The organism is Paenibacillus curdlanolyticus YK9, from assembly GCF_000179615.1.
Classification (GTDB): Bacteria; Bacillota; Bacilli; order Paenibacillales; family Paenibacillaceae; genus Paenibacillus_T; species Paenibacillus_T curdlanolyticus.
The window spans coordinates 83,132-103,076 of record NZ_AEDD01000009.1 but is presented as its reverse complement, the minus strand read 5'-3'; the positions used below and the strand labels follow the sequence as shown (position 1 = coordinate 103,076).

The following is a 19,945-nucleotide window of genomic DNA, read 5'->3' as shown; positions in this document are numbered from 1 at the left end:
TTCAATTTTGAATACAAAGGGGTATGTTTCATGACGGAACCAGCGCATCGCATATTGGTCGTAGACGACGAAGAACGGATTCGCCGATTGTTGAAAATGTACCTCGAAAAAGAAGGTTATGAAATCGAAGAAGCAGAGGACGGCGAGACTGCTCTTCGCATGGCCGCAGGCAAGGATTATGATTTAATCATGCTGGATGTCATGCTCCCAGGCATCGATGGCGTCGAGGTATGTTCGCGGCTGCGCCAAGTGAAAGCTACGCCTGTCATCATGCTGACGGCGAAGGGAGAGGAAATGAATCGCGTGCAGGGATTCGAGGCTGGCGCAGACGATTATGTCGTGAAGCCCTTCAGCCCGCGCGAAGTCATTTACCGCGTCAAAGCGATTCTGCGCCGCTCATCCGCTACCGCTTTTCTGACGAAGGAAGCGAATTCGAGCAATAATATCGTGCTTCCGCATCTTGTGATCGAGCACGACGCGCATCGCGTATCTGCAGGCGGTCAAGAGGTCAGCCTTACGCCGAAGGAATACGAGCTGCTGCATTATTTGGCCGTATCGCCTGATAAGGTGTTCTCCCGAGAGGAACTGCTGAAGGATGTATGGAATTATGAGTTTTTCGGCGATCTCCGGACGGTAGATACCCATGTCAAGCGGCTTCGCGAGAAGCTGAACAAAGTATCGCCTGAGGCGGCTTCCATGATTACGACAGTCTGGGGAGTCGGGTATAAGCTTGAGGTGACCAAGTAATCCATGAAGCTATGGCGAAGCGTAGTTGGTAAGCTCTGGATGACGATTATCGTGCTTGTAGCCGTTGTTCTGCTTATATTGGGCATGTTCCTGCTGCAATATATCGATGTCAATTTCCGAGACAACACAACCTCTCATCAAGTTAAAGTATTGTTCGTCGTTACGGGCATAATCGGGTTTTTATTATCGACGTTCTTCGCCTTCTTCTTGTCCTCCAAAATTACGCAGCCGCTGATTGAGATGAAGAAAGCGGCTGCTTCCATTTCAATGGGTAATTATCGTACGCGCGTCCCGATACGTTCATTGGATGAAATCGGGGATTTGGCGCATGCGTTTAACCGAATGGCTGGCGATCTCGACTCGTTGATTAAAGACTTGAATCATGAGAAGGACCATCTGTCCAGCATATTGCGAAGCATGTCGGATGCGGTTGTCACCTTCGATGCGGAAGGCTCGGTGACGATGTCGAATCCGCCAGGCGAGAAGCTGATCGAGAAGTGGAATCGGTTGGACTGGGAGGACGAGGAAGCGAAGCTGACGGGCGTGCCAGGACCGCTTAGAGACTTGTACAGCCGCGTAATTATTGATGGCATAGACAGCAGCAGCAAAATTAATGTGCGCAATGGCGTATGGTCTGTCGTTATGGCGCCCCTAAAGTCAGATGAATCGGTCCGCGGTGCAGTAGCGGTTATGCGAGACGTTACAGAGGAGTTCAAGCTGGAGAAGCTGAGACGGGATTTTGTAGCGAACGTGTCGCATGAGATACGAACGCCGTTGTCGATGCTGCAAGGGTACAGCGAAGCCATTCTCGACGGCTTCGCAGATTCCCCAGAGGAACGCGATGAGCTCGTACAGGTCATTCATGACGAATCGGTTCGCATGGGGCGCCTTGTCAAAGACTTGCTTGATCTCGCGCGAATGGAAGCGGGGCATACCGAGCTTAAGCTGATGCCTTGCGACATCGATAATCTGGTCAAGCGTGTTCATCGCAAATTCTTAACCTTCGCGAAGGAACGCGATATACGTCTCGTTTGCGAACTGCCCGAGCAGCATTTGTTTATGGAAAGCGCTGATGAGGACAGACTGGAGCAAGTGTTAACGAATCTGTTGGACAATGCGCTGCGGCATACGCCGGCTGGGGCAGTCATTACCGTTTCGGGCAAAATGCGAGCAGAGGAGCTCGGGCGAAGCGAGCCTGCCTATGTGGAGCTTCAGATCAAGGATGAGGGAGAGGGTATCCCGGCAGAGGATCTGCCCTATATCTTCGAACGGTTCTATAAAGCCGATAAGTCGCGTAAACGCGGTTCATCTAGCGGAACAGGACTCGGACTTGCCATCGTCAAAAATATCGTCGAGAGCCATGAGGGCCATATCCATGTCGATAGCCTTGTTGGTAAGGGGACAACATTTACTTTGTTGTTACCTGTCGATTCTCATCGTCCGGTGTCATAGCGCTCCTACTCTGGAGCGCTTTTTTTGTTGGAAAAGAGGGACTAATCTTGTTCAACGTGGAACATTGCATGTCAATTATGCGTCAGGCATACGGCTATCTGGCGGCCAAACATGCGGCATGCATGTTCAGCTTTCTCACTTTTGTTTGGATAAAAAACAAGCCCCCCGCAGCGCGGACATCTGTCAACAGATGTCCGTTCTACGGGGGGCTTTAACGTTAAGGCATTATGCCTTAAACGAGATGAATTTCTTTTGCGCTGTTCAGGTCAGAGAGTTGTGCTACCTCTTCGATGACCGATTTCGCTGCGCCTTTGTCTACCGTCAGAACCATGATCGCTGCGCCGCCGACGAGCTTACGGCCTACTTGCATCGCAGCGATGTTGACGTCATTGCTGCCGAGCAGCGTACCAACACGGCCGATGATGCCTGGCTTGTCGTTATGCGAGATGAGGATCAGGTTGCCTTCTGGAGCAACGTCAACCGGGTAGCTGTCGATTTGGACGATACGAGGACCGTAGCCTGTCAACAGCGTACCTGCAACTGTGCGCTCTTCTTTGGAAGAACGAAGCGTTACGGTAACGAGGTTCGTGAAGTCTTTTGCGACATGCGTTTTATTAACGACGATGTTCACGCTGCGCTCTTTAGCCAAGTGCATCGAGTTAACGACGTTAACTTGATCTGCGCCAAGGTGATGAGCGAGTACGCCGCGAGTAATATAGCGCGTCAGTGGCTGCGTATCTACCTCTGCGAGGTCGCCGGAATAGCTAACGACGATCTCTTTTACTGCGCCGTCCGTCATTTGGGAAACGAAGTTGCCGAGCTTCTCGCCAAGCGTGAAGTAAGGCTGAAGGATTTTGCGCACATTTGCAGGGATTGGAGGCATGTTCACCGCATTGATGAACGGCTCGTCACGCAGAATGTGAAGAACTTGCTCCGATACGTCGATTGCAACGTTCTCTTGCGCTTCCACCGTCGATGCGCCAAGATGCGGAGTTACGATGATTTTCGGATGCGTCAGGAACGGATGGTCAGCAGCTGGCGGCTCCACTTCGAATACGTCGAATGCAGCGCCTGCAACGATGCCTTGGTCAACAGCTTCTACGAGCGCTTGCTCGTCGATGATGCCGCCGCGTGCACAGTTTACGATGCGCATGCCTTTTTTCATAACTTCAAATTGTTTGCTCGAAATCATGTGGCGCGTTTCTGGCGTGAGCGGCGTGTGAACCGTCATGAAGTCAGCATTGCGCACGATGTCATCAACAGAAGCGAGCTTGATGCCCATCTCTGCAGCACGTTCTTCCGTAAGGAACGGATCGTAGCCGAGAATGTTCATGCCGAAAGCTTTAGCACGTTTAGCAACTTCGCTGCCGATACGGCCCATGCCCATAACGCCAAGCGTTTTGTTGCGCAGCTCTACGCCGAGGAACGATTTGCGGTCCCATTCGCCGCCAACCGTTTTCAGGTAAGCCTGCGGAATGTGGCGAGCGACTGCCATCATCATTGCAAACGTGTGCTCGCAAGTCGTAATCGTATTGCCGTCTGGCGCATTGATTACGATAATGCCGCGTTGCGTTGCAGCTTCGAGGTCGATGTTGTCTACGCCTACGCCTGCACGTCCAACGACTTTCAGTTGCTTGCCTGCATCCATGATGCGAGCCGTAACGCGCGTTTGGCTGCGAACGAGAAGGGCGTCATATTCGCCAATGATGGCTACGAGCTCGTCCTCGCTCAATCCAGGCTTTTTGTCGACGCTAACGTCTGCAGCGTCCACGAGCTGCTGAATGCCAAGATCACTAATCGGATCCGATACTAACACTTTAAACATGTGCTAATTGCCTCCTGTCTGATCGTAAAAAAACGAAGTGCTGTATTGCTAAAGTGAATATGTAGGAAAAACTCCAGAAGGAGTCATTCGACATCAAGTTACGCGCCCGGACATCTGCTAAAAAACATCGCCCCGTTACCGTGGTGCAGCAGCGGGACGAAATTTGTCCGATTGACGGGTATTTTTGCATATAGTCATAACGTCTACTATTTTATAGCAAACGGCTGTAGGATTGCAATGCCGAAACTTGCCGACCTGTGAATTTTTCGTTATGATTCAGTCATTGCTGATGAGGGGGAAACTGCGTGAAACGATGGGAAGACATTACGGCCGGCGAGCTGATCGCCTTGCTTGAAGACGGGCGCGTGAAGCCCGAGCAGATTATTGACGTGCGAGAAGCGGAGGAATGGACGTATTACCACCTTGAAGGTACGCGTCATGTCCCGATGAGCCAATTTCAAAGCATGCTAAGCACGTTGTCCAAAGAAGAGGCCTTGTACATTTTATGCGCACATGGGGTAAGAAGTGTCGCTGTATGCAACTATATGCAAGAAAACGGCTACTCGGCGCACCTCAACATCGCTGGAGGTATTGCCGAAGTAGCCGCTATTCAAGGATTTCAATACGATTAAATCGTTATTTGTCCTCAGGCAGGAAGAATGGCAGTTGCGGAAGCAGCTGATTGGCGTACAGCCTTCCCATGCTGTTTTGGAAATCGCCGCCGCGAACGGCCTTCGTGTCCGCAAGCAATTCCGCGATCGGGCCGATCAGGCGCATGTTCAGCTTGTTTGCTTGGCCTGAATTGATGAATTCATCAATTCGGCTCGTCAAGTCTTGCGGGTAGTAGCCGACGACCTTGCCTGCGGATGCTACCAGATCGGCGCTCAGCTTGTTCTTGACGATTAAGGGCATTTTTTTCCATTCGGAAATCGAAAGCGAGTTCGGCATTTTAATCGCGCTCGGAATGTCCGCATCGATTGTCGCGCTCCATTTGAGCATAGCCTCATAGTAGGACTGGTGTCCCTGAAGCGACTTGGCGACAGCGGCTTTATAATCACTGTCCTTCTTCAAAGCAGTCATCAGCTGCGCAACGGACGCATCATCGTTATTGCCTGACAGCCGCTTTGATACGCTTTGGAACGATGCCAGGCTTTTGAGCAGCTGCTGCTGGGATTGCTCAAGCAAGGTTGCATGCTGAGTTGACACGGATGAAATTTCATTGAATTTTTGTTGAGCTAGTGTCGAGAGACGCTTGAACTCCGTTGGGAAATCGCTCGTTTGTTTCGTATTGGCGCGATCCATCGCGGTTAGCCATTCATTTTGAAATTCACGATATGGCATGAAGATCGTATGATAGAACGAAACTAGATCCTGTTGCTGGAACGTGCCTGTTGTTGTCGGCTTGCTCTCAAGCTGTTTTTGCGCTTCAAAATTTGCGGTCGTGCGATCGGAGCCAACCCGATAGCCAACGAAGAAGGAGCCAACTGCGCAGACTAGCATGAACAGAAAGCCGAGCGTCATTAACATTTCGGTTCTAGATAATTTTTTACTCATTAAAGAATCCCCTTCTCTATGTATAATAGGAATTACTGCGATAAAAAATAATAATTTATGTATAATTCCATTAACTATCATTCGAATGATGTCGAAATCAAATTATGTGGTATAAGTATAGGCGATACGGATTCAAATTGGAATACAATGAATGTGGACAGGCGGTAGGGAATGAAAAAATTTGATCTAAAAAAAATCAAATTCCGGCAAGTCTCGGTTGATCAAATCGACGACAGGCTTTTGCTCATGAATTTGTATCTTACGCAGGCAGTTACCCTTATTATCGGTATTGTATGGATTTTATTTCAGCATAGAAATCCAATTCGTTTATTAAATCTGCCGGAAGGCTCTGAATATTGGATGTACGGTCTTGGTTTGGCTGCTGCGGTTCTTGTCGTCGATCTGCTCATCTCCAAATTCGTGCCCGAGGAAGCCTCAGATGATGGCGGAATTAACGACCGATTGTTTAAGCGCCGGCCCATCTGGCATATTCTCGTCATTTCGTTCGTTGTATCGGTATGCGAGGAAATGCTTTTCCGGGGCGCAATCCAGCATGCGATCGGCCCGTATTGGACAAGTATTATATTCGCAGCCATTCATGTCCGGTACTTGCGGCACTGGATTCCGACGGGGCTTGTGTTTTCGATCAGCTATGGGCTTGGTTGGATCTACATCCAGACAGGCACGCTTTGGGCCCCTATCATAACGCATTTCTTAGTCGATGCGATCATGGGCTTTATCATCCGGTTGCGGAAGGATGAGGAAGCATGAGCCGCATTCAAAAATTCGGCAGACGGAATGCAGCGCCGGCCGTCCAGCCGGAGGAGCGAAGAGCACGTACGCGCGCGCGCCGAGACCGCGTGGAAGCCGAGGCGGAACTTATTAGCGATGATGCAGAAAGCGGCCTGCCGCCTAGACGGAAGAAGCATCCGTCGAATAAGCAGCAGACCGCGAGATTATATTACCAAGCACTTTTCTTGTTATTTATTATTCTAATCGTAGGGTTATTCTTGTTCGGGAAGCGTACCATTGCGCCTTCCTGACAGGGATAACCCTGTTTAGTTATCGGCCCAGATCGGTATCGATCGTGGCAGGGTCAATGAAGCCGTATCCTTTGCCCTCGAGCTTCGTAAGCAGCTCGTCGAGCGCTTTTGCCGTCCATGGCAGCTCATGCATTAAAATGTTGGCGCCAGGATGGAGCTGCTCCAATACGTTGGCAATGACCTTATCAGGCTTATCCTTGGTAGAGGAATCCCAGTCGAGGGAGCCGTTGGACCACGTCATGTAGAGCATGCCGTTATTTTTGACAATCGATTTGACGGTATCATTGCCTGAACCGAACGGCGGCCTGAAAAACTTAGGCGCGTCGCCAGTTAATTCTTTTACTTTCGCGCTAACGTCTCCAACCTGCTGCTCGACCTTTTCCTTCGTTTCTTTTTTTAGGTCGATATGATCCCAGGAATGGTTGCCGATCGTTTGGCCGCGGTCATGGATCAGCTTAAGCAATTCAGGATGCTGTTTGACGCGATATCCATTTACGAAGAAAATCGCTTTCGCTTTATGCTTATCAAGCGTATCCAGCATGCTCGTGAGCTGCTCCAGCTCTTTTGGGCCGTCATCGAACGTCAAAAGCACGACCTTGTCCGTCGTTTTTTGCTTGTCGATCGGTACGAAGCGGTACACTTTATTCATCTTATATAAAATAACCGGCTGCGAGGTGGCAGGCTTCGTCTGGTCGGGATGATCCTCGCTTGGCGTTGTCTTATCCGTTGGTTTGGCGGGCGAGACGGGATCGGTCGTAGTTGGCGCTGCTGGCTTGACTGCCGGTTGTGATGTAGCTGCTGGCTGATTGCCTTGCTTCTCTTCAGTGGATTTGGCAGTCGATCCGCAAGCGGAAAGCGCCACAGCTAGTGTAAGCGGGATTGCTGCTTTTAGCATGCGATTCATGGGGAGGACCTCCGTCTGGCAAGATAATGGAATGGTGGTAGTGCTTCATAATAGAAGCATGCCATCCATTGTATCATATTTCATTGCGATGAATGTATGCACGTTTTCCTGTATTTCACGAGCATGCCGAAGCGATCGAAGCGCACACTAAGAACGGAATCCAGAATGACTTTGAGGAGGCTGCAGCATTATGAAAATGAGCGGATTTATCGTTGGCGGCTTGCTTGGCATGGCAGCGGCCATGTACGCGGCGCGCAAGCGCCCCGGCTTGGCAGCGTGGGCTGTTGATGCAGCTGGAGATATGATGTCGTCTGCCAAAAATCGGATGATCAGCAAGGTCGTAGAGCGCAAGATGACCAAGTGGAGCAAGGGAGCTGCGCACGCTGCCCCAAAGCCGTCAGCCGCTTCCGCAGACAGTACCGCAGAAGCTTGGAAGCAGTTAGGCGCGCTCGTTGAGAGCGATCCCGAGCTGAAGCGGGAGACGGAAGCGATTATGGCGTCAGCTGGGAGCAAGAACGACGCGAGCGCTGCAGCATCATTAACGAAAACGCATTAACCCCGATCGCAGCAGTTTCTGAATAAGTTTCAATTTTCAGTAAGGGACGAATCCATTGCGAGAAAGTTAGCGAAGGATCGTTCCTTTTTTGTGCGGCGATAGTGCATTCCCCGGGCGGACATGGTAACATAGGTATGTGGCATGATGGTATCACACATCATTGGCATTCTCATACCTTGTTATAACAGATGCTGCAGAGGAGGATCCTGTCATGAAAATCGAACGGCTGAGTCAAGACAAAATTCGTATATTTCTGACGTTCGACGACCTACTGGAGCGGGGCATTCAGAAGGAGGACATGTGGCGGGAAATCCCGAAGGTGAATGAGCTATTCAGCGAGATGATGGATCAGGCTCACTCCGAACTCGGGTTCGAAGCCAGCGGTCCACTTGCCGTTGAAGTGTTCGCACTCCCGGCTCAGGGTATGGTTGTAATTGTTACCCGCGGCAAACTGAACGTGCACGCTGACGATTCCGTACATGATGATGAAGATGCGGACGAGGACGTGTACGAAATGGAAGTTACGCTGGAACAAAGCGACATCGTGATGTACGCTTTCCGAGACTTTGAGGATGTGCTTGCGGTCTGTCGTCGGCTACAGCAATCCGAATTGACCGAGGATGGCCGATTGTTTGCCTATAATGGCAAATATATACTGGCGCTTGACCCTTCGCTTATTGATTCTACAAGGCATAACGCACTTATTGCATTGCTGGCCGAATTTGGCGAGGCGACTTCCGTTACGGAAGCAGTGCTTGAGGAATACGGCAAAACGATTATTAACGCGGGCGCCGTTCGCGAATTGTGCAAACACTTTACATTTTAAGCTAGATCGGTATAGAGAGCATCTTGCGCGATGAAGCAGCGCAGGATGCTTTTTCTTATTCTATCGCAGCAAGCCTGTCATGCATTATGATGGAATAGCAGGGGGATGCAAGGTCCATACTGAACGGTGAGCTGTTTTGACCTACGCCAGATCAGCATACCTTTAGGGGGTTCTTCCACTATGTCTACGCCAACACCGGAGAAGCATGATGTACTATTGTCGACCCAAATCGTGATTGAGCAAGCGCTGAAGAAGCTCGGCTACAGCGATAGTATGGTTGAGCTGCTTAAAGAACCGATGCGGATTCTAACCGTACGGATTCCTGTTCGAATGGACGATGGCAACACCCGCGTGTTTACTGGCTATCGCGCCCAGCATAATGATGCGGTCGGCCCGACCAAAGGCGGCGTTCGATTCCATCCTGACGTAAATGAGCATGAAGTCAAAGCGCTTTCGATCTGGATGAGCCTCAAATGCGGTATTGCAGACCTTCCTTACGGCGGGGGCAAGGGTGGCGTTATATGTGATCCTCGCAAAATGTCCTTTCGCGAGCTGGAGCTTCTGAGCCGCGGATATGTGCGCGCCGTAAGCCAAATCGTTGGTCCGAACAAGGATATTCCGGCCCCTGATGTCATGACGAATTCGCAAATTATGGCGTGGATGATGGATGAATACAGCCGTATTCGCGAGTTTGATTCTCCTGGATTTATTACGGGCAAGCCGCTTGTGCTCGGTGGATCGCGGGGCAGGGAAACCGCTACTGCCCGCGGAGTTGCTATCATGATTCATGAAGCGCTTCGGACTAAAGGAATTGAGCTGAAGGGCGCGCGCGTAGTTGTGCAAGGCTTTGGCAATGCAGGAAGCTACCTAGCCAAATTTATGCATGACGCCGGCGCGGTCGTAATCGGTATTTCCGATGTGAACGGGGCGTTGTATAATAAAGAAGGGTTGGATATCCCTGATTTGCTAGATAAGCGAGATTCGTTCGGCACCGTGACCAACTTGTTTAAGACAACCATTTCGAATGAAGAACTGCTGGAATTGGACTGCGATGTGCTTGTTCCGGCTGCAATAGAGAATCAGATCACTGAAATGAATGCGCCCAAGATTAAAGCTCGAATCATTGTGGAGGCGGCGAACGGGCCTACGACGCTGGAAGCGACCCGCATCGTGACGGAACGGGGCATATTGCTCATTCCCGATGTGCTGGCAAGCGCTGGCGGGGTGATTGTATCTTATTTTGAATGGGTACAAAATAATCAGGGCTATTATTGGTCAGAAGAAGAAGTCGATACGAAGCTGGAGTGGATGATGCGCAAGGGGTTTCGACAAGTCTATGAGCTTCACCAGTCCCGAGGCGTGAATATGAGGCTGGCAGCTTACATGTCGGGTGTTCGCAAAATGGCGGAAGCCGTACGGTTCCGCGGCTGGGTATAACAATAACAAAACAACGCAGAGAAGGAGAGGTGAGAGGATACGATGCTTTTTTCGGTATTGACTGCGGCGATTGCGCCGGGCGTTTTTCTTCTCACCTATCTTTATTTGAAGGATAAGTACGATACCGAACCGATTCATATGGTCGTTCGCATGTTTTTTATCGGCGTTCTCATCTTATTTCCCATTATGATTCTCCAGCGCGGCGTCGAGCTCTGGTGGGGGGATCACCAGTTTATTACTGCGTTTGGCCTCTCTGCATTGGTCGAAGAATGTATCAAATGGTTCGTCCTCTATCATATTATTTATAATCACACCGAATTCGACGAGCCGTATGACGGAATCGTTTATGCAGCGTCGATTTCACTAGGATTTGCTACTTTAGAAAATGTGCTGTATGCACTCATGCAGCCTTCGGGCTTCGGAACGCTAATGTTTAGAGCGCTGTTGCCGGTATCCGGCCACGCCTTGTTCGGCATTACGATGGGGTATTACATGGGCAAAGCCAAGTTTGCGTCCGCCAAACGAGTCAAGCCTTATTTGATTTTGTCGCTTACACTGCCTATTCTCTTCCATGGCCTGTATGACTGGATATTGCTTGCGTTTGCGCATGTGTGGATGTGGATTATCCCTCCGTTCATGGCGTTTATGTGGATATGGGCTTTGCGGAATATGCAGAGGGCGAATAATCGATCGCCGTTTCGGCTGCTGCCGCGCGAGGACGAGATTAAACTATAGCTGATCGGTCTATACTGGTGACCATAAGACTTGCAGCGAAAGACTTCGTAGTGAGGGAATGGGATGAGCCAGGAGGGAATGGATTCATGTTAGGTCAGCGTGTCAAGGTTAGGATCCGTTGCAACGTTTGCGGGGAAAAGTTCGTGCTGCGCGGCAAACGGGAGAAGGAAAAGATCGATACCGGATTTAAGCAATGCATCTGCAACAATCTGGACGATTTTGAGATTGAGGAGCAGCTGGTTTGAGGTTGATCGGCAAATATAGGCTATAGCGGTGAATAAAGCTTCTTTCGGTAAACCAAACTAACGTCAGGTTTGGGACCAGAAAGGAGCTTTTTGTTATGTATAGAAGGCTAAGCGCGGTAATGTTTCCGATCCTTGCGTTGCTGTGCATCGGATCATTCTATTGGGGTTATCAGGAGCATCAAGAGAAGAACTCGATCTTGATTAAGGCGGAAAATCAGTATCAGAGGGCATTCCATGATTTGAGCTATCATGTTGAACAGGTGCATCAGCAGTTGGGCAACACGTTAGCGGTAAACTCGAAGTCGCAAGCGTATCATCGCAAGGGGCTGGTTAACGTATGGCGACTGACGAGCGAGGCGCAAAATGAAGTGAATCAGCTGCCGCTGACGCTTCTTCCCTTCAATACGACGGAGGAGTTCCTTTCGCGGATATCCAACTTTGCCTATAAGACGGCTGTTCGCGACCTATCGAAGAACCCGTTGACGGACGATGAATTTAAGACGATGAAAACGCTATATGACAACTCGGAGGAAATCTCGAAAAACCTGCAGGCGATGCAGCAAAAGGTGCTTCAAAACAATTTGCGCTGGATGGATGTTGAAGTGGCGCTTGCTTCTGAGAAATCAACGCGAGACAACACGATTATCGATGGCTTCAAGACAGTTGATAAAAAGGTTAGCGAATATCCCGAAATCAACTGGGGCCCATCCGTTGCAAGCATGTATCAGAAACGGACGGTCAAAATGCTCAGCGGCAAAATGATGACGCCTGAAGACATTAAAAAGAAAACGGCGGAATTTTTAGGGCTGAAATCCGATGCGAATATTCGCGTGGTCGAGAATGGGCAGGGGACGGAATACGCATCCTATTCAGCGACGATCGAAGAGAAGAAAAACCACACCATCGAGCTGGACTTCACGCAAAAAGGCGGCAAGCTGATTTGGTACATGAATCCTAGGGAAATAGGGGAAAAGAAGTTAGGGTTCGAACAGGCGAAAAAACATGCAGACAAGTTCCTTGGCGAACACGGCTATAAAGGAATGGTGCCAGTCAGCTTTGATGATTACGGCAATGAAGGCGTGTTTACCTATGCAGCGACGCAAAATGGCGTTGTGATTTATCCGGAGAAGCTTACCGTTAAAGTGGCGCTGGATAACGGCGATCCGCTAGCCATACAAGCGTCTGACTTTGTTTATGAGGACCATAAGCGGACGATTCCTAAAGCCAAAATATCCAAAGCGCAGGCAAGGGCAGCATTAAACCCAGCGATGAAAATATCGTCAGAAAAAATGGCGATTATATTAAACGATATGGGCGAAGAGGCGCTTTGCTATGAGTTCACCGGCAAGATCAACAAAGAAGAGTATAAGCTTTACATTAACGCGGATACCGGCATTGAGGAATCGATCGAGCAAACACCGGAATTGCGTTAAAATACCGCTGCGGGAGCACTGAATTTTCGACAGCAACCGCGCGTTTCGATATAGCTCCCCACCATGCGACGTGATATAATCACCGTATGGGAGGGGAGCCGTTTGCTGCCAATAATTAATCAGATCTTACATATCCAGATTGCTTCCTCGGTTGAAGCTGCGGAAGAGCCTAAATTTGAATACAAATCCCGGATCGCAGATGACCGCGGCGACAATTTATTTATTGAATTGCCTCTCCACGAGGCGACAGGCCATTACAAGAGATTGTTGCTGGGCGATGAGCTGTCGATTCTATTCATAACCGAGAACGGCGTCAAACATTATTTCAATACGCATGTTACAGGGTTTGAGGAAGATTCAATCAAGCTTATTCGCATTCAAAAGCCAGAGCCGCAAGCGATCACGAGAACGCAGCGTCGCCATTATTTGCGCGTAGCAGCAGAGCTTGAGGTCGCCGTATTAACATCGAACGGGGATCGATTCACTACGCTCACCGATGATGTGGGCGGTGGAGGGATTTCCTTTATATGCGAAGGTTCATGGCAACTGGAGCAAGGCTGCTCGATTCAATGCTGGCTGCTGCTGCCTTATAAGAATGGCACGATTGACCATGCCTCCTTCAAAGCAGAGATTGTACGTGCAAATCAGCTTACTACAGGTCGCTCGCATGTCATGACCAAATACGTTGACATGCCTGACTTTGAGCGGCAAAAGATCATTCGTTATTGCTTTGAGCGGCAATTAGAGTTCCGTCACAGATAAGACGCGAATAAAAACCGACGAACGGGAAATCCTACGTCCATCCGCCAAAATCAGGGAGGAAGACGCAGGATGGACCGTTTTTTTAAATGCAGCAGGCATATGAGTAATAAGCGTCACAGCATTGTCAAAAGTACAACGCGAAATCAATCCGATAAACAGTGTAAATTGTCAGAAGATGTAAGTCGAGTCTTGCGAAATATCGTTCTTAGCCTGTTGGTGATAACGATTTTATCTCAAATGCTGCTACGGTTCGACCTCGTCCGACAACACGCGACAAGCGCGGAAAGACTAGAAGGAATGCCCTTTAAGCAAGGGGTGCGAGCTTTGCATTGAAGAATGTAGTGTGGTATAATTTTCACGTTCGCAGGCTGAGCCTGCTTTTTTCTTGACAGGAAAACGGGAGCAGCGGTAGTTGTCGTGAGGCTGATCTCAGTAGGGGGGTTCGCAGTTGTTATCGCAACAAGACGGCGGACGGGAACGGATCAACATCGCGATCGACGGACCCGCGGGAGCTGGCAAGAGCACAGTAGCTCGTTCAGTCGCCGAAACATTAGGTTATATCTACATAGATACTGGGGCGATGTATCGTGCGGTTACGCTGAGCGCATTGCGAAGCGGCATCTCGCCAGATGATCGCATGCAGTTAAGCCAGCATGCCGAAAGTATCGAAATCTCACTTCAACCATCTTCTGCGGGACAGGTCGTCCTATTGAACGGATGTGACGTAACTATCGACATTCGTTCGCGCGAGGTCACGCTTAACGTATCGCAGGTGTCAGCTGTAGAGCGGGTGCGAGTTCGGCTCGTGGCCATGCAGCGGCAGCTTGCACGAGGCAAAGGCGTCGTTATGGATGGCCGTGACATAGGGTCTCATGTGCTGCCAGACGCAGAATTGAAGGTTTATTTGACAGCTACGGTGGAAGAGCGCGCGCTGAGGCGATTCAAAGAGCTCGATGGTAGAGATGGCATTACGCTTGAGCAGCTTGAGCATGAGATCGCCGAGCGTGACCGTAAAGATCAAGAACGAGAGATTTCGCCGCTTGTTTGTGCGCCGGATGCGATCGTATTGGACAGCACGTCGATGACGATTGAACAGGTTGCGGACAACATCGTCAATTTAAGTAGAACCAAATTGGCGGAGGCGAAGTAAACTATGGTATATATCTTTTGTCGCGCATTGCTGCGCCTTCTATATGGGCTCTTGTTCCGATTGGAAGCGGTAGGGCGGGAGCATGTGCCTACGGGTGGCCCTGTCATTCTAGCTTCCAATCACTTAAGCGTACTCGATCCGCCTACGATCGGAATAAAGCTTAAGCGTAAGGTTAACTTCATGGCAAAGGCGGAGTTGTTTGACATCCCTTTGTTTGGTTGGGTGATTCGCCAGTGCGGCGCATTCCCTGTCAAGCGCGGCGGTGTCAGCAAGGAGTCGATTCGGTCTTCGATTGAGCTCCTTAATAACGGCGGCATGATGGGCATTTTCCCAGAGGGGACGCGCAAGAGCACAGGCGATGCAGGCAAGAAGGGCGCAGCGATGATTGCTCTGCGAAGCGGTGCAGCAATCGTTCCTGTATACATCGAGGGCAATTATAAACTTTTTCGTAAAATGATCGTCCGATATGGTCCGCCAGTGGATTTATCTGATATTATTGCAGAACCATCAACGGATGCGCTGGAACGAGTGACTGAACGCATAATGAGCGATATTCGCTCGTTGCGAAAAAAATAAGTTTTAAACGCTGTGTTTCGTCCTGTTTCAACCAGGGCGGGCAGGTTTAAATAAATGTTGGGGTATGAATTGAGGAGGTTATTTTCAATGTCAGAAGAAACGAAGATTGAAGAAACCACAGCTGCGGAAACGATCAGCCAGGACGCCTTGGACAACTTTGTGTCCTTGAAGAAGGGCGACACGGTTAAAGGCACGATCGTCAAAATCGAAGACAACCAAGCTACGGTTAGCCTTGGATATAAATATGACGGCGTGATTCCGCTGCGTGAGCTGTCGTCGGTACAGCTCGACAACGCTGCTACAGCAGTTCAAGTTGGCCAAGAGGTTGAACTGAAAGTTGTTAGCATCGACGACGAGAAAGAAAAGCTCGTGCTTTCCAAACGCGCAATCGATGGCGAGAAAGCATGGGAAGAACTGCAAGCTAAATTCGACAACAGCGAAGCATTCGACGTTGTTATCGCTGATGTTGTGAAGGGCGGTCTCGTAGCGGATGTTGGCGTACGCGGCTTCATTCCGGCATCGATGGTAGAGCGTCACTTCGTTGAAGATTTCTCGGATTACAAAGGCCGTTCGATCAAAGTCAAAGTGAAAGAAATTGACCGCGAGAACAACAAAGTAATCCTGTCCGCTAAAGAAGTGCTGGAAGCAGACTTCGAAGCGAATAAACAAAAGATCATTGCTTCGCTTGAGCCAGGTCAAGAGCTTGAAGGTACGGTACAACGCCTGACGCCATTCGGTGCATTCATCGATATCGGCGGCATCGACGGCCTTGTTCACGTTTCCGAAATCTCGTGGCAGCATGTTGCACATCCGAAAGATGCCGTTTCTGAAGGCCAATCGGTACGTGTTAAAGTGTTGAAAGTTGATCCTGCCGCTGGCAAAATCAGCCTCAGCATGAAAGCTGCGCAACCAGGTCCTTGGGATTCCGCAATCAATAGCTTTAATACAGGTGATATCGTTACGGGTACGGTTCGTCGTATCGTTGATTTCGGTGCATTCATCGAAATCGCGCCAGGCGTTGAAGGCCTCGTACACATTTCGCAAATCGCACACCGCCATGTAGCTACGCCGCATGAAGTGTTGAAAGAAGGTCAAGAAGTTAAAGCTAAGATCCTTGACTTCAACCCAGCGCAAAAACGTGTATCCTTGTCCATCAAGGAAACAGAAGAAGCTCCGGAGCAAGCTCCGCGCGCTGAGCGTCCGGCACGTGCGCCAAAAGAAGACCATAGTGCAGCAATCGCAGCAAATAACCAAAGCCTGAGCTTCACGCTCGGCGAGCGTTTCGGCGATAAGCTGAGCAAATTTAAATAAGTTCCTTCCCTTGGCCATGGGCCATAAGGTACGATAATAGAAACAAGCCTGCCATTAGCGAAAGCTAGTTGCAGGCTTGTTTTGTTTTAAGCTGCGGTTGGGGTTATGCTTCGCTTTCATTGTGCATAATACAGGCAAGCGAGGTGAACGTAGCTGTTATGAATCCAGGGTATATTTCTTATTGGCTCCTTACCATAATGGCCATTTTATTGTTTACTGGCTGGTGGAAATGGTTGGCGGATGATGTGCGGCCGCGGCATATTGCGATTTTGGCAGCTGGCTGTATACTCTTGTCCAATATCGTTGTCCCGTTTGATTTTTTGAACGAAAATCTAGGAGGAATTAGCCTCACGGTTTGTTGGTTAGGCGTATGGTCAATCGCAATCCTTGCATTACGGCCTGTGGAAGGCTCGTTGCAGCGTTTTTATTTGTTTTTTGCTGCTTTGTTGGCTGGGATAATGGGGGGCTGGCTTCGTATGCTTTATACGAATGACCCTGTACTTATCGTGATGGATGCGACTGCAGACGCAGCGATATTGATCGGACTGACAGCTTCGCTTAGTGCGCTGAGCCGTGCATCCTTGTTATTTGGCGTCGTCACGCTGGCTTCCATTGCGGAACCGATGCTTGTGGGCAGCCTGCTGCCAGCTTCATCAGTGAAGCCAATAACGATTGGCTCGCTCGCTTGGTGGGACAGTTACTTATTAGCATGGTTTACGGCTCGGATTGTTGTATTGATCGCTCGCGGCACAAAAGCTGTAACTGCCAAATGGTTTACTCGAGCTGCAGGAGAGGGAGAAGGAGGCGTATAACGATGGTCCATTGGTTAGAAACGTACACAAGCAATCATAAATATATGCTTGGCGTATCGATAGGCGTCCTATTTGGATTAGCTGCGAGGCTTCTTATGATGCGAACCGATTATCGACAGTATCCCACCTATCCTCACGGCAGAATTATACATGTTTCGCTTGGCATCATCGCTGCTGCATTAGGAGCTGTTGCCATTCCAGCATTATATAAGAAGGATTATACGGCCATCACCTTCTTGACGCTTGCGGCTCAGCAGTTTCGAGATGTTAGAAAAATGGAGAGAGATACGCTGACGAATATCGATAGCATGGAGCTGGTTTCTCGGGGAACAACCTATATTGAAGGAATTGCAATGGTTTTTGAGGGGCGCAACTACCTTGTTATATTTACATCGCTGCTGACGAGCCTTTTTTCGATTGCATTTAACATCTGGATCGGTAGTCTTGCAGGAGCCGTTTTAATCTTTGTTGTTCAGTTTTTGAAGTCAGGCAAATCGATCTCGCATATTGCGGAAGTGGAATCTGCGCCGCTGCGAATCGAAGGCCCGGATCTTTACGTGGGCGACATTTATATTATGAACGTAGGACTGAAAGCGGATCAAGAGCTGATCGCTGAGCGAGGTTTAGGGGTCATCGTCAAGCCGTTTAATCCGAATGGGAAAGCGACGCTGTCGAATCTTGGTCAGAGGCAAGCGATATTGTACGATCTATCGACGATACTCGGCGTTTTCCGCGATAGCGGCGAACCGTCACTGGTTCCGATGGCCAAGCTGGACATGCGCGACGGAAGGCTTGGTGTATTCATGCTTCCGCAGGAGAAGGATGCAGGGAAAGCGGCGGAAGTCGTTAGGCGTGTCCCGATCCTGGAATCTGCGGTACGAATGCCGACAGAAGCTTCGGTGAATAAAGGGGGGAGTTAATAATGGCGCGCATCGTGGCAATCGTGTCAACAGAAGGAGCATCCGTGATGAGTGGGGGAGCTCCGGTTTTTATTGAGGCGAATGCGGATAACCTTCAGAGGACGGCTTTTTTGCTCGAAAAAATTTTAGATGCAAATGCACATGATTTAAAGAACGGCAGCTTTGTTCTGGTTGATCATCATACATAGCGGGATATGAAATGTTAGCCAAGCTGATTTTTTTTTGCTATGATGGTTATCGTGAGTATTTTCGAAGGAGTGGAATCTTATGGCAAGACCCGTTATAGCAATTGTCGGACGGCCGAATGTAGGGAAGTCCACCATCTTTAATCGGGTCATCGGTGATCGGCTGGCCATTGTTGAAGATAAGCCGGGCGTAACCCGCGACCGGATCTATGGCACAGGTGAATGGAATGGCAGAGCGTTTAGCATCGTCGATACTGGTGGTATTGAAATCGATGGCGAAGACGAGATCATGAAATCGGTCCGAATGCAAGCTGAGCTTGCTGTTGAAGAAGCGGACGTTATTATATTCATGGTAGATGCAAAAGCCGGAATGACCCATGCGGATGATGAAGTAGCCCAAATGCTCTTCCGTTCGCGCAAACCAATCGTCGTCGCGGTCAATAAAGTGGATAACTTTAACCGTATGGATGATGTGTACGAATTTTATGGATTAGGCTTCGGAACGCCTGTAGCGATTTCGGGATCGCACGGGACGGGCATCGGCGATCTGCTGGATGCTGCTGTAGAGAAATTACCCGAGCAAGTGGATGAAGAGTATGACGAGGATGTTATTCGCGTTGCGTTGATCGGCCGACCGAATGTTGGCAAATCGTCGCTTGTCAATGCGATTTTGGGCGAAGAACGCGTAATCGTAAGCGACGTGGCTGGCACGACGCGCGACGCGATTGATACGCCGTTCGAGAAGGATGGCCAGCGTTACGTGCTGATTGATACAGCCGGTATGCGCAAACGCGGCAAAGTTTACGAAACAACGGAGAAGTACAGCGTTATGCGCTCCTTGAAAGCGATTGAGCGTGCGGATGTTGTTCTGATTCTCATAAACGGAGAAGAAGGAATCATCGAGCAAGACAAGCATATCGCGGGATACGCGCATGAAGCAGGCAAAGCTTCTATTTTTGTGGTCAATAAGTGGGATGCTGTCGAACGGGACGAGAAGACGATGAGTCATTTCACGCAGGACGTTCGCGATCACTTCTTGTTCATGCACTATGCGCCGATTGCTTTCCTTTCCGCGAAAACGAAGCAACGCTTGCACAAGCTGCTACCGATTGTTAACCATGTATCTGAGCAGCATGCGCTGCGCATTCAAACCCACGTATTGAATGATGTTATCTCGGATGCAGTTGCAATTAATCCGCCGCCAACGGATAAAGGCAAGCGGCTTCGGATTAACTATGCGACGCAGGTGGCGACGAAACCGCCTACGATCGTTATTTTCGTTAATGATCCGGAGATTATGCATTTCTCGTATGAGCGGTACTTAGAAAATAAAATACGGGCTGCTTTTAACTTTGAGGGGACGCCGGTTCGCCTGTTCACACGCCGTAAATCCGATTCGGATTAAGCGGCGATTGGGGCGGATTGCACAATAACGACTAGTCAGATGGACTAGGCATGTAGGGGAGAACGAC

At 49.6% G+C, this 19,945-nt stretch carries 22 protein-coding genes; 19 read left to right on the top strand and 3 right to left on the bottom strand.

The window, feature by feature from the left end; translation table 11 throughout:
- The first annotated feature begins 30 nt into the window (after positions 1-30).
- Positions 31-747, top strand: coding sequence for a response regulator transcription factor (locus tag PAECUDRAFT_RS16715; protein WP_006039303.1), 717 nt, complete (start codon positions 31-33; stop codon positions 745-747).
- A 3-nt stretch (positions 748-750) separates the two neighbouring features.
- Positions 751-2,199, top strand: coding sequence for a HAMP domain-containing sensor histidine kinase (locus PAECUDRAFT_RS16710; RefSeq protein WP_006039302.1), 1,449 nt, complete (start codon positions 751-753; stop codon positions 2,197-2,199).
- Between the two features lie 232 nt (positions 2,200-2,431).
- Here the strand turns inward: PAECUDRAFT_RS16710 and serA are convergent, their stop codons facing one another.
- Positions 2,432-4,024, bottom strand: coding sequence for a phosphoglycerate dehydrogenase (gene serA, locus PAECUDRAFT_RS16705; protein WP_006039301.1), 1,593 nt, complete (start codon positions 4,022-4,024; stop codon positions 2,432-2,434).
- A gap of 305 nt (positions 4,025-4,329) precedes the next feature.
- Between serA and PAECUDRAFT_RS16700 the strand changes: the two genes are divergently transcribed.
- On the top strand, positions 4,330-4,656 hold the full coding sequence (locus PAECUDRAFT_RS16700; RefSeq protein ID WP_006039300.1) for a rhodanese-like domain-containing protein: 327 nt from the start codon (positions 4,330-4,332) through the stop codon (positions 4,654-4,656).
- A 4-nt stretch (positions 4,657-4,660) separates the two neighbouring features.
- On the opposite strand, the gene PAECUDRAFT_RS16695 is transcribed toward PAECUDRAFT_RS16700, so the two are convergent.
- Complete coding sequence (locus PAECUDRAFT_RS16695; protein WP_006039299.1) at positions 4,661-5,578, bottom strand: hypothetical protein; 918 nt, start codon at positions 5,576-5,578, stop codon at positions 4,661-4,663.
- Between the two features lie 171 nt (positions 5,579-5,749).
- On the opposite strand from PAECUDRAFT_RS16695, the gene PAECUDRAFT_RS16690 reads away from it, so the two are divergent.
- The gene (locus tag PAECUDRAFT_RS16690; RefSeq protein ID WP_006039298.1) at positions 5,750-6,349 is read left to right on the top strand and encodes a CPBP family intramembrane glutamic endopeptidase; all 600 of its coding nucleotides are present in this window, start codon (positions 5,750-5,752) and stop codon (positions 6,347-6,349) included.
- Entirely contained in the window at positions 6,346-6,621 is a 276-nt protein-coding gene (locus tag PAECUDRAFT_RS16685) for a hypothetical protein (RefSeq protein WP_006039297.1), read from the top strand. The genes PAECUDRAFT_RS16690 and PAECUDRAFT_RS16685 overlap by 4 nt, the downstream gene beginning before the upstream one ends.
- Positions 6,622-6,640: 19 nt before the next feature.
- Here the strand turns inward: PAECUDRAFT_RS16685 and PAECUDRAFT_RS16680 are convergent, their stop codons facing one another.
- On the bottom strand, positions 6,641-7,525 hold the full coding sequence (locus PAECUDRAFT_RS16680; protein ID WP_006039296.1) for a polysaccharide deacetylase family protein: 885 nt from the start codon (positions 7,523-7,525) through the stop codon (positions 6,641-6,643).
- 190 nt (positions 7,526-7,715) lie between these two features.
- On the opposite strand from PAECUDRAFT_RS16680, the gene PAECUDRAFT_RS16675 reads away from it, so the two are divergent.
- The 14 genes from PAECUDRAFT_RS16675 to der all read left to right on the top strand — a co-directional run bounded on the left by PAECUDRAFT_RS16675 (position 7,716) and on the right by der (position 19,878).
- Positions 7,716-8,081 (top strand): hypothetical protein, encoded by a 366-nt coding sequence (locus PAECUDRAFT_RS16675; RefSeq protein WP_006039295.1) that lies wholly within the window; start codon positions 7,716-7,718, stop codon positions 8,079-8,081.
- Positions 8,082-8,292: 211 nt separating this feature from the next.
- On the top strand, positions 8,293-8,907 hold the full coding sequence (locus PAECUDRAFT_RS16670) for a genetic competence negative regulator (protein ID WP_006039294.1): 615 nt from the start codon (positions 8,293-8,295) through the stop codon (positions 8,905-8,907).
- Positions 8,908-9,087: 180 nt separating this feature from the next.
- Entirely contained in the window at positions 9,088-10,344 is a 1,257-nt protein-coding gene (locus PAECUDRAFT_RS16665; protein WP_006039293.1) for a Glu/Leu/Phe/Val family dehydrogenase, read from the top strand.
- 42 nt (positions 10,345-10,386) lie between these two features.
- The gene (prsW, locus tag PAECUDRAFT_RS16660) at positions 10,387-11,079 is read left to right on the top strand and encodes a glutamic-type intramembrane protease PrsW (RefSeq protein WP_006039292.1); all 693 of its coding nucleotides are present in this window, start codon (positions 10,387-10,389) and stop codon (positions 11,077-11,079) included.
- A gap of 86 nt (positions 11,080-11,165) precedes the next feature.
- Positions 11,166-11,324: a hypothetical protein gene (locus PAECUDRAFT_RS26150; RefSeq protein ID WP_006039291.1), complete on the top strand. Its 159-nt coding sequence runs from the start codon at positions 11,166-11,168 to the stop codon at positions 11,322-11,324.
- A gap of 95 nt (positions 11,325-11,419) precedes the next feature.
- Positions 11,420-12,757 (top strand): germination protein YpeB, encoded by a 1,338-nt coding sequence (ypeB, locus tag PAECUDRAFT_RS16655; protein WP_006039290.1) that lies wholly within the window; start codon positions 11,420-11,422, stop codon positions 12,755-12,757.
- 102 nt (positions 12,758-12,859) lie between these two features.
- Positions 12,860-13,519, top strand: a complete 660-nt coding sequence (locus tag PAECUDRAFT_RS16650; protein WP_006039289.1) for a flagellar brake protein — start codon at positions 12,860-12,862, stop codon at positions 13,517-13,519.
- A gap of 448 nt (positions 13,520-13,967) precedes the next feature.
- Positions 13,968-14,669: a (d)CMP kinase gene (cmk, locus tag PAECUDRAFT_RS16640; RefSeq protein ID WP_006039287.1), complete on the top strand. Its 702-nt coding sequence runs from the start codon at positions 13,968-13,970 to the stop codon at positions 14,667-14,669.
- A gap of 3 nt (positions 14,670-14,672) precedes the next feature.
- Positions 14,673-15,245, top strand: a complete 573-nt coding sequence (locus PAECUDRAFT_RS16635) for a lysophospholipid acyltransferase family protein (protein ID WP_006039286.1) — start codon at positions 14,673-14,675, stop codon at positions 15,243-15,245.
- A gap of 87 nt (positions 15,246-15,332) precedes the next feature.
- On the top strand, positions 15,333-16,556 hold the full coding sequence (gene rpsA, locus PAECUDRAFT_RS16630) for a 30S ribosomal protein S1 (protein ID WP_006039285.1): 1,224 nt from the start codon (positions 15,333-15,335) through the stop codon (positions 16,554-16,556).
- A 158-nt stretch (positions 16,557-16,714) separates the two neighbouring features.
- Entirely contained in the window at positions 16,715-17,368 is a 654-nt protein-coding gene (locus PAECUDRAFT_RS16625) for a hypothetical protein (protein ID WP_006039284.1), read from the top strand.
- A gap of 2 nt (positions 17,369-17,370) precedes the next feature.
- Positions 17,371-18,288, top strand: coding sequence for a YIEGIA family protein (locus PAECUDRAFT_RS16620; RefSeq protein WP_006039283.1), 918 nt, complete (start codon positions 17,371-17,373; stop codon positions 18,286-18,288).
- Between the two features lie 2 nt (positions 18,289-18,290).
- Positions 18,291-18,476, top strand: coding sequence for a capping complex subunit for YIEGIA (locus tag PAECUDRAFT_RS16615; RefSeq protein ID WP_006039282.1), 186 nt, complete (start codon positions 18,291-18,293; stop codon positions 18,474-18,476).
- A 79-nt stretch (positions 18,477-18,555) separates the two neighbouring features.
- On the top strand, positions 18,556-19,878 hold the full coding sequence (der, locus tag PAECUDRAFT_RS16610) for a ribosome biogenesis GTPase Der (RefSeq protein WP_006039281.1): 1,323 nt from the start codon (positions 18,556-18,558) through the stop codon (positions 19,876-19,878).
- The last annotated feature ends 67 nt before the right edge of the window (positions 19,879-19,945 follow it).

Bases quoted from the DNA above. Each gene is read 5' to 3' on its own strand.
- PAECUDRAFT_RS16715 (WP_006039303.1), top strand. From the start codon at position 31: ATGACGGAACCAGCGCATCGCATATTGGTCGTAGACGACGAAGAACGG.
- PAECUDRAFT_RS16710 (WP_006039302.1), top strand. From the start codon at position 751: ATGAAGCTATGGCGAAGCGTAGTTGGTAAGCTCTGGATGACGATTATC.
- serA (WP_006039301.1), bottom strand. From the start codon at position 4,024: ATGTTTAAAGTGTTAGTATCGGATCCGATTAGTGATCTTGGCATTCAG.
- PAECUDRAFT_RS16695 (WP_006039299.1), bottom strand. From the start codon at position 5,578: ATGAGTAAAAAATTATCTAGAACCGAAATGTTAATGACGCTCGGCTTT.
- PAECUDRAFT_RS16690 (WP_006039298.1), top strand. From the start codon at position 5,750: ATGAAAAAATTTGATCTAAAAAAAATCAAATTCCGGCAAGTCTCGGTT.
- PAECUDRAFT_RS16685 (WP_006039297.1), top strand. From the start codon at position 6,346: ATGAGCCGCATTCAAAAATTCGGCAGACGGAATGCAGCGCCGGCCGTC.
- PAECUDRAFT_RS16680 (WP_006039296.1), bottom strand. From the start codon at position 7,525: ATGAATCGCATGCTAAAAGCAGCAATCCCGCTTACACTAGCTGTGGCG.
- PAECUDRAFT_RS16675 (WP_006039295.1), top strand. From the start codon at position 7,716: ATGAAAATGAGCGGATTTATCGTTGGCGGCTTGCTTGGCATGGCAGCG.
- PAECUDRAFT_RS16670 (WP_006039294.1), top strand. From the start codon at position 8,293: ATGAAAATCGAACGGCTGAGTCAAGACAAAATTCGTATATTTCTGACG.
- PAECUDRAFT_RS16665 (WP_006039293.1), top strand. From the start codon at position 9,088: ATGTCTACGCCAACACCGGAGAAGCATGATGTACTATTGTCGACCCAA.
- prsW (WP_006039292.1), top strand. From the start codon at position 10,387: ATGCTTTTTTCGGTATTGACTGCGGCGATTGCGCCGGGCGTTTTTCTT.
- PAECUDRAFT_RS26150 (WP_006039291.1), top strand. From the start codon at position 11,166: ATGTTAGGTCAGCGTGTCAAGGTTAGGATCCGTTGCAACGTTTGCGGG.
- ypeB (WP_006039290.1), top strand. From the start codon at position 11,420: ATGTATAGAAGGCTAAGCGCGGTAATGTTTCCGATCCTTGCGTTGCTG.
- PAECUDRAFT_RS16635 (WP_006039286.1), top strand. From the start codon at position 14,673: ATGGTATATATCTTTTGTCGCGCATTGCTGCGCCTTCTATATGGGCTC.
- rpsA (WP_006039285.1), top strand. From the start codon at position 15,333: ATGTCAGAAGAAACGAAGATTGAAGAAACCACAGCTGCGGAAACGATC.
- PAECUDRAFT_RS16625 (WP_006039284.1), top strand. From the start codon at position 16,715: ATGAATCCAGGGTATATTTCTTATTGGCTCCTTACCATAATGGCCATT.
- PAECUDRAFT_RS16620 (WP_006039283.1), top strand. From the start codon at position 17,371: ATGGTCCATTGGTTAGAAACGTACACAAGCAATCATAAATATATGCTT.
- PAECUDRAFT_RS16615 (WP_006039282.1), top strand. From the start codon at position 18,291: ATGGCGCGCATCGTGGCAATCGTGTCAACAGAAGGAGCATCCGTGATG.
- der (WP_006039281.1), top strand. From the start codon at position 18,556: ATGGCAAGACCCGTTATAGCAATTGTCGGACGGCCGAATGTAGGGAAG.